Source organism: Chrysiogenes arsenatis DSM 11915 (assembly GCF_000469585.1).
In the GTDB taxonomy this organism is placed as follows: Bacteria; Chrysiogenota; Chrysiogenetes; order Chrysiogenales; family Chrysiogenaceae; genus Chrysiogenes; species Chrysiogenes arsenatis.
In genome coordinates this window covers 106,640-122,449 of the sequence record NZ_AWNK01000005.1, presented here as the reverse complement: position 1 = coordinate 122,449, position 15,810 = coordinate 106,640, and the positions used below count along the sequence as shown (strand labels likewise).

At 51.7% G+C, this 15,810-nt stretch carries 14 protein-coding genes; 4 read left to right on the top strand and 10 right to left on the bottom strand.

The annotated features are described in order from the left end of the window. Positions 1-3 precede the first annotated feature (3 nt). The 10 genes from P304_RS0102915 to P304_RS0102870 form a co-directional block, all read right to left on the bottom strand. Positions 4-1,479: a ComEC/Rec2 family competence protein gene (locus tag P304_RS0102915; RefSeq protein ID WP_027389320.1), complete on the bottom strand. Its 1,476-nt coding sequence runs from the start codon at positions 1,477-1,479 to the stop codon at positions 4-6. Further along, complete coding sequence (locus P304_RS13725; RefSeq protein ID WP_034763874.1) at positions 1,479-2,120, bottom strand: tetratricopeptide repeat protein; 642 nt, start codon at positions 2,118-2,120, stop codon at positions 1,479-1,481. The genes P304_RS0102915 and P304_RS13725 overlap by 1 nt, the downstream gene beginning before the upstream one ends. 16 nt (positions 2,121-2,136) lie before the next feature. After that, positions 2,137-2,601: a pyridoxamine 5'-phosphate oxidase family protein gene (locus P304_RS0102905; RefSeq protein ID WP_027389319.1), complete on the bottom strand. Its 465-nt coding sequence runs from the start codon at positions 2,599-2,601 to the stop codon at positions 2,137-2,139. An 8-nt stretch (positions 2,602-2,609) separates the two neighbouring features. Then, positions 2,610-4,502 carry a methionine--tRNA ligase gene (gene metG, locus P304_RS0102900; protein ID WP_027389318.1) on the bottom strand — a complete coding sequence of 631 codons (1,893 nt, stop codon included), beginning with the start codon at positions 4,500-4,502 and terminating at the stop codon, positions 2,610-2,612. A gap of 13 nt (positions 4,503-4,515) precedes the next feature. Further along, positions 4,516-5,781, bottom strand: a complete 1,266-nt coding sequence (locus P304_RS16535) for a PSP1 domain-containing protein (RefSeq protein ID WP_425479990.1) — start codon at positions 5,779-5,781, stop codon at positions 4,516-4,518. Between the two features lie 122 nt (positions 5,782-5,903). Then, complete coding sequence (locus P304_RS17305; RefSeq protein ID WP_027389317.1) at positions 5,904-6,851, bottom strand: DNA polymerase III subunit delta'; 948 nt, start codon at positions 6,849-6,851, stop codon at positions 5,904-5,906. Continuing rightward, positions 6,835-7,494 carry a dTMP kinase gene (gene tmk, locus P304_RS0102885; protein ID WP_160165004.1) on the bottom strand — a complete coding sequence of 220 codons (660 nt, stop codon included), beginning with the start codon at positions 7,492-7,494 and terminating at the stop codon, positions 6,835-6,837. Before tmk ends, P304_RS17305 begins: the two co-directional genes overlap by 17 nt. Then, complete coding sequence (locus P304_RS15930) at positions 7,454-8,386, bottom strand: WbuC family cupin fold metalloprotein (RefSeq protein ID WP_051321351.1); 933 nt, start codon at positions 8,384-8,386, stop codon at positions 7,454-7,456. The genes tmk and P304_RS15930 overlap by 41 nt, the downstream gene beginning before the upstream one ends. Continuing rightward, a complete protein-coding gene (mqnE, locus tag P304_RS0102875; protein WP_236613293.1) occupies positions 8,383-9,480 on the bottom strand; it encodes an aminofutalosine synthase MqnE in 1,098 nt (365 codons plus the stop codon). The genes P304_RS15930 and mqnE overlap by 4 nt, the downstream gene beginning before the upstream one ends. Before the next feature lie 129 nt (positions 9,481-9,609). Further along, a complete protein-coding gene (locus P304_RS0102870) occupies positions 9,610-10,791 on the bottom strand; it encodes a BaiN/RdsA family NAD(P)/FAD-dependent oxidoreductase (RefSeq protein WP_027389314.1) in 1,182 nt (393 codons plus the stop codon). A 127-nt stretch (positions 10,792-10,918) separates the two neighbouring features. On the opposite strand from P304_RS0102870, the gene dusB reads away from it, so the two are divergent. Genes dusB through P304_RS0102845 form a run of 4 tightly spaced genes read left to right on the top strand, consistent with a single transcriptional unit; the run spans position 10,919 to position 15,671 of the window. Beyond that, positions 10,919-11,935, top strand: coding sequence for a tRNA dihydrouridine synthase DusB (dusB, locus tag P304_RS13705; protein ID WP_152514473.1), 1,017 nt, complete (start codon positions 10,919-10,921; stop codon positions 11,933-11,935). After that, positions 11,928-13,295, top strand: coding sequence for an ATP-binding protein (locus P304_RS0102855; RefSeq protein WP_027389313.1), 1,368 nt, complete (start codon positions 11,928-11,930; stop codon positions 13,293-13,295). The genes dusB and P304_RS0102855 overlap by 8 nt, the downstream gene beginning before the upstream one ends. Next, on the top strand, positions 13,285-14,652 hold the full coding sequence (locus P304_RS0102850) for a sigma-54-dependent transcriptional regulator (RefSeq protein ID WP_027389312.1): 1,368 nt from the start codon (positions 13,285-13,287) through the stop codon (positions 14,650-14,652). Before P304_RS0102855 ends, P304_RS0102850 begins: the two co-directional genes overlap by 11 nt. Continuing rightward, on the top strand, positions 14,652-15,671 hold the full coding sequence (locus tag P304_RS0102845) for a radical SAM protein (protein WP_027389311.1): 1,020 nt from the start codon (positions 14,652-14,654) through the stop codon (positions 15,669-15,671). Before P304_RS0102850 ends, P304_RS0102845 begins: the two co-directional genes overlap by 1 nt. Positions 15,672-15,810 lie beyond the last annotated feature (139 nt).

The window sequence follows — 15,810 nt, the reverse complement described above, 5'->3', positions numbered from 1 at the left end:
AGGTTATAATCCTGTCTCTCTTTTCCGAATATGTCGAAACTGTTCTTTTTCTTCTGGTGCCATATCCCAGTTTGCCACACGCCAGATGCCATGTTTCAGTAGCTCTTTTTGGGCATAAACACTATTTTCGGGACGGTAAATCTTATGCTGAAAATGGAGCGTATCGCTTTCTGGCTCATAGGAAAGCGTGTAGTAACGGTTGTCATCGCGCAGCGCCGTCGTTGAATATTGAATAGCGCCAATTCCTATGAGTGTGACGACAATTCCCATGCGCCACCACGCAAGCGTTTTCCAGCGGGCCACGATGAGTGCCAGAATCAACAGCGGCGCGCTCCACGCGGTAAAGCGAATTGGCACCACGTAGACGACTTCATTACACCATTGCAGGAGCGTATGCAGCATGCGCAGTACTGGAAACAGCAGCTCTGGCAACGCCAGTGCAAATACGCCACAATATACGAATGCCGCAAAGAGCGGAACAGCGAAGGCATTTGCCAAAAAAGAGAGAGCGTTGATATACCCAAAATACCACGCACTGAGCGGGATCGACCCAGCCATAGCCAGCAGGCAAATCCAAAGATAACGCCCCTTGTAAAGAGAACCACCGAGGATGAGTATGGCGGTGATACCGTAGGAAAAGTGGAAACTGGCGCTGATAATGGTCTGTGGCCAAAGCAGTAACGAAACAATTGCACTCAAGAAAAGGCATTGCAGTACGTCAATGTGCTTGCGCCAAAGGACACCGCCGGCAAAAAAGAGGAGAAACAAGAACGCACGGAATGCAGGGATACTTCCACCGGAAATCCATACATATAAGGCCGGTAAGATGAGACTTATCACAATGCGCCAGCGAAAGGAGAGTGGCGTGATTCCGGTTGCCAACCAGCCAAGCAGAAAAATAAACCCCACGTGCAATCCGCTAATAGCCAGCAGGTGAGCGGTTCCGGCGTATCCGAAACCCGATTGGTATTCTGGAGGGTACTCGCGTATGCCCCCTAAAACGCTGACTAAAAGCGCTCCAAGCGGTTGACCGGCAGGCAGGAGTCGTTCGCGTATCCATCCAACTGCCTGAAGACGCCACGAGGCACCTTGTAATTCGCTGAAGTCGATGCGGTAGGGGTAGATAACGCCATGATACCCTTGGGCGACAAGCGATTGCGCATATCCTTTGTAGCTGGGAAATGTGAGCCGACCCTGAAACGTAATTGCCCCTTGATCGCCACGATGGATGATTTCACTCATAGCGGCATTGTTTAATCGGAGAAGGTATTCCTTCCCTTCGGCATCAGCCACACGTAAATGTCCACCATTAAAGCGCCAATCAAATCCCTTAATCGGGTAAGTGCCTGAAAGAGAGCGCGAGAAAGGTTCGGGGATTACGATGCCGCTGGCGGCCCATGCTCCAACGATACACAACAACAAGAGAGCAACCGCATGGTAGCGGTGAAGCGGAAACCTGAGAGCGGTTTCCGCCTTCATTAACGACTCAAAAATTCATGTAAGTTCAGTGCAGCTCTGTTGTGCGGGTCGCGGCGCAGTGCCTCGCGTACGTGGGTCAATGCCGCTTCTGGCTCACGGTTCTGTACCAGTTTCCTCGCTAGCTCAACGCGATACTCGACATTGTCGCCTTGTAGGGCAACCGCACGGCGTAAGCTTTCTGTTCCGACCGCGCGGCTCTCCATATCATAGCTGATCATACCGTGGCGGAAAAATGCTTCAGCATTCTCTTGGTCAAGCGTAAAGCTCCGCGCGTATGCTTCGAGTGCTTCTGCGTATTCGCCGCGCTCTTCATGTTCCTTGGCCTTCATAAACCAGACCTTGGCTTGGTCGACATCCTGACGAACCGCCTCAGGGGACGGCGCTGGCGGACTCGCTTGAGGTTCACTACCGCCATCCTTCCGAAAGACGCTCAAAGGGATACTTTCCCCTTTTACGCCACCTGGCGGAATTTTTGTTTCTTTCACCAGTTGATCGGCTGACTTATTCATATGCGCTTCAATCAGATGAAAGTTTTTGCTGCTGAACATCGTCATGACGATATCCCACTTAGTAGCCAAAAGCACGAGTGCAATAACTACCAGCGGAAACAGCATCATTTTCAATGGGTTATGTGATGGCATACCATTTCTCCTCTCGCTATTTACGCGCTTTGCCTGTGATATGCTGGATATCGATGGCAATAACCCGTGTCAGGTGATCTTTTTGTGAAATATACGCTTTGCCTTCTTCGTGGAAGTCTGGCGAATATTTACTCAGCAATGCAAGCAACGCGTGATGGCGCTCCTCGCCAGTAGCTTCACGCGCTGTTCCGAACAGAACCACACTTTCGTATTTCGTACTGAATTGACGGGGAATGACCTCCGTACTTCCAACAACGCAAAATGAAACGAGTGGATTCTTCGCGATGTTATTGAGCTTTGCCCCTTCAAGGGCGCAATGGAAATAGATGCGTTCATTCCAGTACACGTAGCTGAGTGGGATTCCATATGGTTGCCCATCTGAACCGACTGTAGCTAAAAATCCATACTCTGCAGTATGCAACAGTGTGTTTGATTCCTCGCGTGATATAGCACGGTCTTGTCGCCGTATAGTTGAGTACACGCTACCCCTTATTTGATTTCTGTGCCCGGAGCGACATCATGGAGAAAGAGCACTTCGTGGCGGTTCCGGCTGTTTTTGGCCGCGAGTATCATGCCATTGGACTCGATGCCCATAAGTTTCGCTGGTTTGAGGTTCGCGACGACGCTCACCGTTTTATCAAGAAGCTCCTCAGGAGCATACGATTGCGCAATTCCGCTGACAATAGTTCGCAGTGTCCCTTCGCCAAGGTCGACCGATAGCTTGAGGAGTTTGCTCGATTTCTGGACTTTTTCGGCATGGACGATTTTCCCTGCGCGCAATGAAACGGCCAGAAATTGATCGAATTCAATCAGTGGCAGGGACGGAACGTCCGCCTGATTTTCCGTTGCGTTGGATGGTTGTGTTTCAGGAGTCAGCTCGACCCGCTCAAACAGGATGGGCATCTGTTCCATCTGTGCACCGCACACGGCATAGCTCATCTCATATTCGCCCGTGATCTGGATGCCAAGCGCTTGCGCGATTTTTTCGGACGATTCCGGCATAAAGGGAGCAATCGCATTGGCGCAGAGCCGCAACCCTTCGGCGGCAGTGGAAAGCGCCGTTGCCAATACATCTTCTTTACCATTCTTCTTGAGCGTCCACGGTTCCGTTGCCACGATATACTTATTGAGCAAGCTGATGATATCCCAAATCGCAATGAGCGCTTTGTGGAAGGCATACTCTTCCATCGCGTGAGTATAATCGTGCATGGCACGGTTGATGGCGGGAATAAGGTCATCTTCAAAGCCTGTCGCAGCACTGCGCAGTGGAACTTTCCCTTCACAATAGCGGAACATCATACCGGAAATACGGTTGAGCAGGTTGCCCAGATCGTTGGCGAGATCAGAATTAATCCGACCCACCAGCGCTTGCATGCTGAAATCACCATCCATGCCAAAAGGGACTTCGCGCAACAAGAAGTAGCGAATGGGATCAATACCAAACCGTTCGGCCAACATGGTCGGATCAACCACGTTCATGAGCGATTTGCTCATCTTTTTCCCTTCAATTGTCCACCAGCCGTGAGCAAAAACTTTTTTCGGCAGTGGTAGCCCAGCTGCCAGCAAGAAAGTTGGCCAGTAGACGGTATGGAAGCGGAGAATATCTTTGCCAACCATGTGGACATTCGCTGGCCAGAAGCGGCGATATTTTTCGTCTTCCGACTCATATCCAAGCGCGGTCATGTAATTGCTGAGGGCATCAAACCACACGTAGATCACATGCGCCGGATCGTCCGGCACTTTAATGCCCCAGTCAAAAGAGGTGCGCGAAATAGAAAGGTCTTTTAAGCCGGATTCGATAAAGCGTACAATTTCATTGCGGCGGCTGGCCGGTTGAATAAAATCAGGATTGGCTTTGATGTGTTCCATCAGCGGCTGCGCATAGGCGCTCATTTTGAAAAAGTAGGATTGCTCTTTCAACTTTTCGACATTGCGGCCACAGTCGGGGCACGCTATTTCGTCGCCGACTTGTGTTTCAGTCCAGAACGATTCGCACGGCGTGCAATACCATCCTTCGTATTCGCCGAGGTAGATATCGCCCTGATCGCGCAACTGACGGAATAGCTTATGCACTCCCCGCTTGTGGCGCTCTTCTGTGGTGCGGATGAAATCGTTATGCGATATACCGAGCGTTTTCCACAGTGCCTGGAAGCGAGTTACCACGCGGTCGGCCAGTTGCTGAGGTGTTTCGCCCTTATCGTGAGCCGCTCGCTCAATTTTCATGCCGTGCTCATCGGTACCGGTCAAAAAGTAGACATCATCGCCAATTAAACGATGGTAGCGCGCGGCGACATCACAAGCGACCGTCGTATAGGCGTGACCAATATGCGGAACGTCGTTGACATAATATATCGGGGTTGTGATGTAAAACGTACGAGACATAGACGCTCCTTAGTTACTCATTATTTCCGTTATTGCCGCCATGGGAATGGATGTTGCCTGGATTGCGCTTGCTCCATTGCGAACTGCCTCGCGAGATAGAGTACTGTTTTTCGCCTGACGCAGGTGCTTTTGCATCATGACGACGGTTGGTAGCGTTGCGCGGTTTCGAGCGGTTTGGCATTTCGTCATGCTCTGCCTGATCAGTCGTCACGGGAAGCGGATATTTTTCTCGCTTGGCCGAACGATCCGCACCGCCGCGCCGCGATTTCGAGCGGCGTGAGCGACCAGTGCGAGCCAGAGATGGAGCACTTTCCGGTTCATCAGATGTTTCCGTGCTGTGCATGATGTCGTCGGTTTGTTGCGATGACAAAAAGGGTTTCTCGTCTTGTCTCGCAGGTGCGACTTCATCGACTGACTCTGAAAGTTCAGCAATTTGGTCATACGCCGCGCGGACATTATAGTCTTCAAAAAAATCGTCTTCATCGGGATTTTGCGATGATTTACTGCGGTCGGAGTGGTCATCGGCTGGGGCGTTAGCAAGATGTGGCTGTGTGCGGCAGAGACTGCGGCACTTTCCACCGTTGCAATAACCACATGTTTTTGTTGGCTGTGGCGCCACTGCTTCCGCACTGAGATCGATTTCTTCCCATTTGCCCGTTTCTGTTTGGACGATGATGGTTTTTTTCAGTGGGTTGAGTTTTTTGACAATCCCTTTGATAACTCCATTGTCAAAGTTACTGTCGACGGCGGGCATTCCGACGAGCGCTTGTTCGTACTGCGAGTGTTCGTAGACCAAACAACACATCAGACGACCGCACAAACCGGAAATTTTTGTTGGGCTGAGATTCAGGTTTTGTTCTTTTGCCATTTTAATCGAAACGGGAGCGAAATCACGCAAGAATTGGCTGCAGCAACAAGGACGACCGCAGGGGCCGAATCCGCCAAGGAGCTTTGTTTCGTCACGCACACCAACTTGGCGCATTTCAATGCGAGTCTTGAATTCAAAAGCCAGATCTTTTACCAGTTCGCGAAAGTCAATGCGGCCATCAGCAGTAAAATAAAAAGTGATCTTGCTCGCATCGAATAAGTACTCGACTCGCACCAGTTTCATGGGCAGGTTGTGTTTGCGAACCTTCACGCCACCCAGTTCAAAGGCATATTTTTCGAGTTCGCGATTGGCTTGAATCATGGCGATATCGTCGGGATTTGCCAGACGGATAATGCGGCGATAAATCCTGTTTTTATCGCGATCTGTCGTGACAGCGGGGCCGACAATCACCGCATACCCTTCCCCTTTTTCGAGAGCGACAATTATCTTGTCGCCTACTTTGAGGTTGAGGGAATCATTGTTAATATATTCGTAGACTTTTCCAGCAGGGCGAAATCGGACAGAAACAACGTTTATGCGATCCGGCAGTGCTGCCTGCTCAGCAAGCTCAGCAGCTGAAATTTCGGGTTTGAGCGCGTCGTCGAGAGGGTCAATTCCAGAGCTGCGATCATTTGCAAAAGAGCGACTATTACGTATGTGTTGCATGGCACCAGCTTATAAATTTTTTCATCGTGTTGAATTTGGTTAAATAAAAGCAAATCATGAAGATAGATCCGGAAAATCTTCAGCAGTAGCGGCCAGCGTTCGGTGTTTGTCAAAACAAAACGGAGCGTTTCGTATTCTAAACGTCCGATAGCCAGACCCCGAGCAGCTTGAACAGAATTCACGGCAAACTCCACATCATCGCGGGTATAAAGGTCAGTATCGCCAATTTTGAGCAGTAATAGTATTTCATTTTTCTTCAGTTGTAAATCTTCAAGCTTCCGTTGATATTCTACGGCAAGTATTGGGCGCAGGTCGATACGGGCGGTGCGGGACTGAATGGTTGGCAAAAAGAATGATGGACGATCCGTCAGCAGGAAAATAATACTGCCCGCCGGTGGTTCTTCGAGGGTTTTTAGGAGGGCGTTTTCCTGTACGCGGTTGATGCGGTCGCCAGAAGTCATCTGATGGGCTTCGACAATAATCAGCCCTTTATATTGCAAACGCTGGTCAAGATTGGTTGATTCCAGGAACGTCGACCCTTCGCGGATTTGATCAATAGTAATCGTGTTTTTTTCTGGCTCAATAACCATGATCGCCATATAGGCTGTACGGCAGGCCGCACACTCCATACAAGGAAGCCCGGCTTGAAGTTCGCGGCAATTCAGCGACTGCACAAACATCTGCGCGAATTGTTGGGCAAATGGTGTGCTGCTATTGATAATATACGCATGGTGTGCGCCACGTCGGGTTTCGCGCTCCAGTAGCGTCGAGAGTTGTGCGCGTTGCACCGGTGTCAGTTCAGATGAGTCGCTCATGGTGCAATATCTCCAAAATAGCGTGATGGACGGTTGCCTCATCCGCGCGGGCATCGAGCAAGCGCACGTCCGCACTTTCCCGCGCCAGAATGCGGAAGCCTTCCGTGACACGTTGGTGAAAATCGAGGGAAAGTTGGTCAAAACGATTGCCAGTGCCACGTGCCTGAGCGCGTTGTAAGCCGATTTCCGGATCAATATCGAGTACGAGCGAAAGCGTGGGATTGCAGCCGTCAGTCGCCAGCACGGCCAGTGTTTCGATAAGGCTAACGTCCAGCCCGCGCCCCCACCCTTGGTACGCCAGCGTGGAAAGGGTGAAGCGGTCGCACAAAACCCATTCGCCACGCATGAGCGCGGGGCGGATCATATTGGCGACATGATCGGCGCGTGCTGCAGCAAAAAGCAGCAGCTCAGCCCGGCTGTGGAATTCTAACTCCGGCGAAAAAATCAACGTGCGGATGGCTTCCGCAGCCTGTGTGCCGCCCGGTTCACGTGTGGTACTATGACGAATGTTGCGCTCCTCAAGGGCGCGACTGAGCAGTTGGAGTTGTGTCGATTTTCCCGCCCCATCCGGCCCTTCAAAGCAGATGAATTTTCCCGCCATACTATTCGCCCGTGACAGCGGCGGCAAAATCGCAGCGCTCATATTTGAAGAGCGTCGTGAGCTCGGCAAACGACGTGCGGAACCCATTTTGGAATCCTCCGGCGGCGGGGAAAATATCGCTGTACCCTTTGAGCGAGGTATCGACGTAAATAGGCACTGATTCGAGCAGCGCAAAAGGGCTGACTGAACCGACGAGATACCCAGTTGCCGCAAGTGTTTCGACCGCTGAGGCAATGCGTACTTTTTTACCGAAGAATTTTTTCACTTTACGGACATCTACCTTGCGGTCGCCACTGAGCAGAACAATCAGCGCCGCGCCATCTTCCGTCAGCAGGACAATACTTTTCGCAATCTGCCCCACATCAACGCCAAGTGCCGCCGCCGCTTGAGCCGCTGTTTTTGTCGGTTGCTTCAGCTCGTAATAACGATCAATCAACCCTTGCATGAGTATTTCGTTGAGAACCCGCTCTTTGGTGAACGCCAGAATAATTTTTTCGCGGAATTCGCTCATCCCTTCGTCACCTTCTTCGGGTGCCCACTCGGCAAAAACTTTCGCGTTTTCAGGATGATACGGCCCTGCTTTGGCTTCAAAAAGTACCGTGCCTGGGGAGAGGGAAATAAAGGTATGAAAGGTATTGGCAGGGACTTCTAACCCCTTGCTATCAAGCTCGGCACCAATCGGCACAATCCGTTCGATAATCCCCTCTGCGGTGAAAATCGCCACTAAACACGTCCCTTGCAAAGCGAGGGCGATTTCATCTTTATCGGTGTGCGCATGGGGGCGGATATAACTGCTTGGTTCTATCGCGTTCAAAAAACGTTGAAAAGGATCATCGGCATTGCGATGGAAGTTCACATTCGCCCGCAGACGTGGAGCGTCCTGTGCGGTCTGAGTGGCTTGCGATAAAAGCTGACCATCAATGATTTTCATCATGATCCCTCCAGAGTCGTGATGGTGTCGACAACTTCATACGTTGTTGTCCGTTCGACGGGTATTTTTCCTGCGGCTTGTATCAGGTGAATCAAGTGATCTTTGGCCATCGCTTCCGGACTGGTCGCACCAGCTGCGTGGGTGATTTTTTCTTCCACCACCGTTCCATCAAGGTCGTTAACGCCAAAGCTCAGCGAAATTTGCGCAACATTTTCCCCCAGCATAACCCAGTAGGCTTTGATGTGATCAAAATTGTCGAGCAAAATACGGCTGATGGCCAGCACCTTGAGATCGTCGATGCCACTGGCATTGCGCGTCGCTATTTCAGTATTCTCAGCATGAAAAGCCAGCGGAATAAAGGCTTGAAAACCGTGTGTTTGATTTTGCAACTCGCGCAGACGCAGCAAATGATCAACGCGATCTTCAATTGTTTCGACATGTCCGTAAAGCATGGTGGCGTTCGTTTTTAGCCCCAGTTCATGTGCTACGCGGTGAATCTCAAGCCACCGTTCGGCGTCGATTTTTTCTTGGCAAATGATTTGGCGTGTGTCGTGAGCGAAAATTTCCGCCCCACCGCCAGGCATACTGCCAAGACCAGCGGCCATCAATTGCTCCAGCACCCACCGCGGTGATTCTCCGGTGATGGTGGCGAAATAGTCGATTTCAACCGCCGTAAATGCTTTGATATGACGAGCGGGAAAGTGTGATTTCAGCGTGCGCAGCAATTCCGTGTAGTACGTAAATGGCAGATCGGGATGGAGCCCGCCGACAATATGAAACTCGCGTACCGAATCAGGACAGGCTTGCGCGGCGCGAAGGGCATCTTCGATCTGCATCGTGTAGGCACCCGCTTCGTCAGGGTTCTTGCTGAACGCACAGAACTTACAACGATTCACGCAGACGTTGGTGGGGTTGATATGACGATTTTGGTTGAAGTACACCCGTCCGCCATGGCGCCGTTGGTTGAGCGTATCCGCCAGCTTACCGATGCCGAGTAAATTGGATGAGCGAAATAATGCCACACCATCCTCAAAACTGAGCCGTTCGCCCCGCAAAGCACGCGTCGCGATGGTTTCGATTCCCGCAAATATATCCACAAAAATTACTCCTTTAGCTTCCAAAGTCGCAGGCAGTTGTACGCCAAAAGTGAGAAAAATGCCAGATGCCGCTGTTATCGTATATTGTACCACTTTTTTAGGCGAACGTGTGCTGTGCCACCTTACAAATCACGCATATTGCCCCGCGCACCATCCCGAAGCCCACGCCCAATGCAAGTTATAACCGCCCAGCCAGCCCGTCACATCCAACACTTCGCCGACAAAGTAGAGTCCAGCAACGGTTTTGCTTTCAAAAGTTTTTGAAGAAATCGCATCGCAGTCGACGCCACCGCGGGTCACTTCGGCGGTGCGATACCCTTCCGTACCGTTGGGGATAATGTTCCAACAGTGAATGCACTGCGTCACGGATTCAATGTGGGCTTTGCCAAGTTGTGCGAGTGGCGTATCGCCAAGCGTCGCTGGCAGCAAAGCGGTGACCACGCGAGCGGGCAAATGTTGTGCCAGCATCGTTTTTAATTGTTGTTTTGGGTGCACGTGGCGCGCATTTTCCAGCAATGATGCTATGGGGTGATGAGGCAACCAGTCGATGGTGATTTTTTGTCCGGGCTGCCAATAGTTTGAAAGTTGCAAGATAGCGGGGCCACTCAGTCCACGGTGGGTGAAAAGGACATTTTCCTGAAAGGCCACCCCGTCGATGGAAACAACCGCTTCAATGGCGATTCCGGACAATGGTGCAAGGTTTTGTTTGTCAACTGGCTGCACGGTAAAAGGCACCAGTCCCGCGGAGGGCGGATAGACCGCAATTTCGAATTGCTGCGCAAGGCGATACCCCAGCGGACTGGCGCCAAGCGTGGGGATCGACAAGCCGCCCGTGGCGACCACCAACGCTTCGCAGCGGTATTCCCCGCGCGAGGTGCGCAGCGTAAAGCCGCTAGCGGTGTCATGCACAACCGATTCAATCGTTGTTTTCAGTTGCAGCGTCGCACCCGCTTGGCGACATTCCTGCAGTAGCATATCGACAATCGCCTTGGCGCTTTCGTTGCAAAAAAGCTGACCGTGCGCCCGCTCGTGCCACGGAATTTGGTGCCGTTCGAGTAAGTCGATAAAATCCCACGGTGTAAAGCGCTTAATCGCTGATTTCACAAAGTGGGGATTATGGCTGATATAGTGCACGGCGCGAACATCAAGGTTGGTGAAATTACACCGACCACCGCCGGAAACAAGAATTTTCTTGCCCGCCTGATCGGCCTGATCACATACCAGCACTTTTCTCCCACGCCGGGCGGCGGCCGCGGCACACATCAGCCCAGAAGCACCCGCACCAATGATAATGACATCATACTTTTGCATGATTAAACTCCATACTTCTCCGGCCTTCACACAAGGCACCTGTATAAGCATCTTGGACAAAGATCACAAGCGCTATGAGCGCAGTTGACTTTCCAAAGCCGTACTGTGTATCTTTCAGCATTACCTTGTGAAGGATATTTACTTGCTGGCACCACTCCATTTACGTCATCAATCACTTTCCGTACCACTTATGATGGCACCCGTCGCCGGAGTGTGCAATATCCCCTTCCGCATACTCGTTGGCGAATGCCACTGTCCACATATTTTTACCGAAATGGTCAGTTCCGAAGCCCTCACCCGTCAAGTGCGCAAAACCCAGCATTACATTGACGTTTCACCAGAAGAAACCATTCGCCCCTTTGTGCAACTTTTTGGCGCACGGCCTGAGGTGATGGCCGAAGCCGCGCATATTTGTGCCGAAGAAGGCTTTACCCTGATTGATATCAACATGGGCTGTCCCGTCAAAAAAGTTTTGAAGTCAAACTCTGGCGTTGCGCTCATGCAAACACCCGACCTTGCATCTGAAATTGTGGCGGCAATGGTTGCAAAAGTAGGCCATAAAGCCGATGTCACCGTAAAAACGCGACTGGGATGGAATCACGAACATACGATTGTTGATTTTGCCCTGAAGATGGAAGCCGCCGGCGCGGCGATGCTGACCGTGCATGGCCGGACGCGCCCACAGGGATTTGGCGGACATGCCGATTGGAACGCCATCCGGCCAGTCGTAGAGGCGCTCACGATTCCCGTGATTGTCAATGGCGATATTGTTGATCTTGCGACCTTTCAGCAAGCAATGGCGCAAAGCGGATGTGCTGGAGCCATGATTGCCCGCGAAGGGTATAGCCGCCCGTGGATTTTTATGGAAATACTCCAATCAATCGGCGCTTTGAGCGGCGCGGAGCAAGCCCCAGATGTGCAGGCGATCATGCTGCGTCACCTAGAACTATTGGAACAGTATCTGCCCGTTCAGGCGCACGCGCTCATGCGCAAACACGGCGCGTGGTACGCCAAAGGATTGTTAGGAGCAGCAGAATTTCGCCGTAGCCTGAACGAATGCCGCAACGCCGCTGAAATCCGTCGCCTGATTGACGACTTCTTTCGCCATAACGCTCACACCGAGGCGGTACCTGACCATGGATAAAACCCTCAAGAAAAATCTGATCCTCTTCTACCTTTTATTCACGGTGATTATCGTATCAACCGTGTGGGTATCGCTCTATTTTATTATGAACCAACTTGCCGAAAAAAGTGTCGACGTCCGCTTGAGCGAAGCCAAAGTGCACGCCTACCGCATCCAGTCGAAAATCGAAGAGCTTATGACTTCGTACGACATCCGTCGCCTGAACACTTCCGATTCCACCTACCGCAACCTTCACAGTGCGATGGATGAAATCATCCGCGCCAACGAAGAAATCGTTTACGCCCTGATTATCGAAACCAATGGCTTAGTCGTCATACACAGCGACCGCAAACGCGAAGGGTTGCTTTTTGACGACCGCATGACCGTTAACGCCCTGCGGAGTGGCTTCCCCCTCGTGCAGTCCGGACTGATTGATGGTGCCGGGTACAGCGTGGAAGGGTATGACATATCGCTCCCTATCTATTACGGTGCGACTAAAGTTGGCGTCTTCCGTTTGGGAGTTTCCAGCGCGCTGATGCGCGATTCGCTGAAAGAAGAAATCCAAACCCTTTTCCAGAAACACTCCATCGTATTCTTTGTTATTCTGACCGCCCTCTTTTTGCTGTTTATCTTTATGGTCAATCAAATCAACCGCGTGCGTACCCTGCAAAGGCGGGTGAGTGCCAACGAAAAGCTGGCCTATATCGGCAGTGTTTCTGGGAGCTTAGCTCACGAAATTAAAAACCCACTGAATGCGATTAACCTCAATATCCAACTGCTGCAAGAAGATCTGGAAGAAGAAACTCTGGAGCGCGAAGAAGCACTGGCATCCTGCCAAGTGATCGGCGCCGAAGTGCAACGGCTCAATGAACTGCTGAACGAATTTCTTGCCTATGCGCGAATGACATCGCCAACGCTCAAAAAAGACAGCATTGGCCGTATCCTTGGCGGCGTTTGCGACCTGTTCCGACCCCAGTGCGCCGCCAAAGGGATACAGCTTGAAGTCGAACGGACAGCCAAATCCGACACCCTTTTTCTCGACCGCAATCAAATCCGCCAAGTGCTGATCAACCTCGTGAAAAATGGCATTGAAGCCCTTGGCGATACACCCCAAGGTTCGATAACCATTCGCCATTACACCAAACAACGCCACCACCATATTGAAGTGATTGACAACGGCCCTGGCATCAGTTACGAAAACCAAAAGAAAATTTTCGATATCTTCTTTTCAACAAAAACCGATGGAACCGGGCTGGGGCTTCCGATAGCCCGAAATATTATCGAAGCCCACGGCGGGCAACTCACCCTCCGCAGTGCGCCCGGTAAAGGGACAACCGTTCAGATTATATTGCCAGATACCGAGGATGGTTATGCCAAATAAAGCACTTATGCCAATTTTAGTCGTTGACGATCAGCTTGCATCGCTCGATTCTATCTGCCGAGCGCTCAGTAAAAAAGGGTATACCGTCGCGCAAGCAGCGACTCTTGGCGAAGCAAAAGCGGCTTTTCTGGCTCACTCAACGCCCGTGGTGGTAACCGACCTTCACCTCCCAGATGGCACAGGAATAGATTTTCTAAAATTTATCAAACAACAAGATGAAACCGTTGAAGTTATTCTGATAACCGCATTTGCATCGGTTGAAACCGCTGTGGACGCCATGAAACAAGGCGCTTTTGATTACGTTACCAAACCCGTAAACCTTACCGAACTACGCCGTGTCGTGGCCGCCGCGTGGGATAAAGCGATGGGCGAAGATGATGAAGAAGCGGAAATTCAAGAAAATAGCGGCCAACCACCACTCACATCGCCACTTTTGGGAGAGAGCCCCGATCTGCGCGAAGTGCGCGAAAAGATTATCAGCGTGGCCTCAACCCGAGCTTCCGTGCTTATACTCGGCGAATCTGGTACCGGCAAGGAACTGATTGCCCAATCGATTCACGATTACTCTGATCGCGCCAAGCAACCATTTGTTGGCGTAAATTGCTCGGCCTTTCCCGAAACACTGTTGGAGAGCGAACTGTTTGGACACGAAAAAGGTGCTTTTGCCGGTGCCTATAAACAACACCACGGCAAATTTGAACAAGCTCACCGTGGCACCCTCTTTCTAGACGAAATCGGCGAAATTCCCATGACCGTGCAAGTGAAACTCTTGCGCGTGCTGGAAAATCGCGAAATCGTCCGCATTGGTGGCCGCGAAACCATCCCCGTAGACGTTCGCATTATTGCGGCAACCCACCGCGACTTAGCCGAAGAAGTGGAAGCCGGTCATTTTCGCGAAGACCTGTATTACCGCTTAAAAGTCGTCGTCATTACCGCGCCGCCACTCCGGCACCATCCCGAAGACATCCCGCTCCTTGCCAACCATTTCGTGCAGCACTTTGCCGCAGAAAATGGACGCGACATACAAGGGATATCATCCGAAGCACTTGCTATTCTTGGGCGTTACCCATGGCGTGGTAACGTGCGCGAACTACGCAATTGTTTAGAAAATATGGTTATTTTTGCCAGTTCACACCTGCTCACGCCACGCGACATCCCTGAAGAATACCGGCAAGAAACCTACGAAGCGGACGAAATACCAACCGAAGCCGCACCCAAACAAACTATGGAAGACATCGAGCGCGAAGCCATTGAACAAACCTTGCAGCAAGTCGGTGGCAATCGAACCCAAGCTGCGCGCATACTCGGCATCGGTCTGCGAACCCTGCAACGCAAAATCAAACAGTACGACCTCTGATGCCGTCCCCGACCAGCGCTCGCGCGCACATTATCCCCGTATTCCTTCCGATGGCAGGCTGCTCATACCGCTGCATTTACTGCGATCAACACACCATCACCACCACCCAGCAGCCACTGCTTCCCGCAGCCTTGGCAGAACACGTTGCCGCATATACCGCAACCCGTAAAAGCGCACCAGATGAGCCGTTGCCGCTAGTGGCTTTTTATGGCGGAAGCTTTGCCCAGCTCCCGCTTTGCGTCATAGAACAGTGGATACACGCCGTAGCCGCGCTAGAATACAGCGGGAAAATAGGGGGATTTGTGTGTTCCGCGCGTCCCGATGGGTGGCGAGCAGAAATCTTTGAACTTTTGCGTCGCGCTACTTGTCAGCGCGTAGAACTCGGCATCCAATCGACCAATCAAGACATACTGCAACGCGCCGGAAGACCACCCATTACCAACAGCGAAATCCGCACACTCCTGAACACCCTGCGGGAACATGGCATATCCCCTGGAGTACAACTGATGTTCGGACTCCCAGGCGAAAACAGACACACATGGCAGGCCACCATGCAGGATACCCTTGCGTGGCAACCCGATACTCTACGACTCTATCCCGCGCTGGTACTTGCCGGAACGCTGCTGGAAGCCATGTGGCGGCAGGGCAACTACCAGCCACCAACACTAACAGAAGCCGTGAACGCATGTGCCGATGCCTTTGTGCAGTGCACGGAATATGGCATAACCGTGCTGCGTGCCGGGCTACAGGATTCGACAACGCTGCGACAACAAATCGTTGCCGGGCCGTGGCACCCCGCATTTGGTGAGTTAATCCGTAGTGAATGTTACCGAAGGCAACTGCTGGCGCTGCCACCAACAGTAACCGCCATCGCCGTCCATCCGCACGAAATCAGCGCGTTGATCGGACATGGAAAATCAAATAGCGATTTACTGACAGGGTTGCGTGTGGAACGGGATCAAACCGTAGTGCGCGGAAAGATTCTTTGGAGGCAGGAGCTGTCACGCACCACTCTCTAACACCGACACACGGTTGCGCCCCGCCTGCTTATAGAGCACCATGAGTTACTGGTTCACGTATTGCCGTGTGCGCCCGTCATCTCGAACAGAGTGAGAGATCTAGATTTCTCCTCGCAGTATTCGTCGAAATGACAAGAGT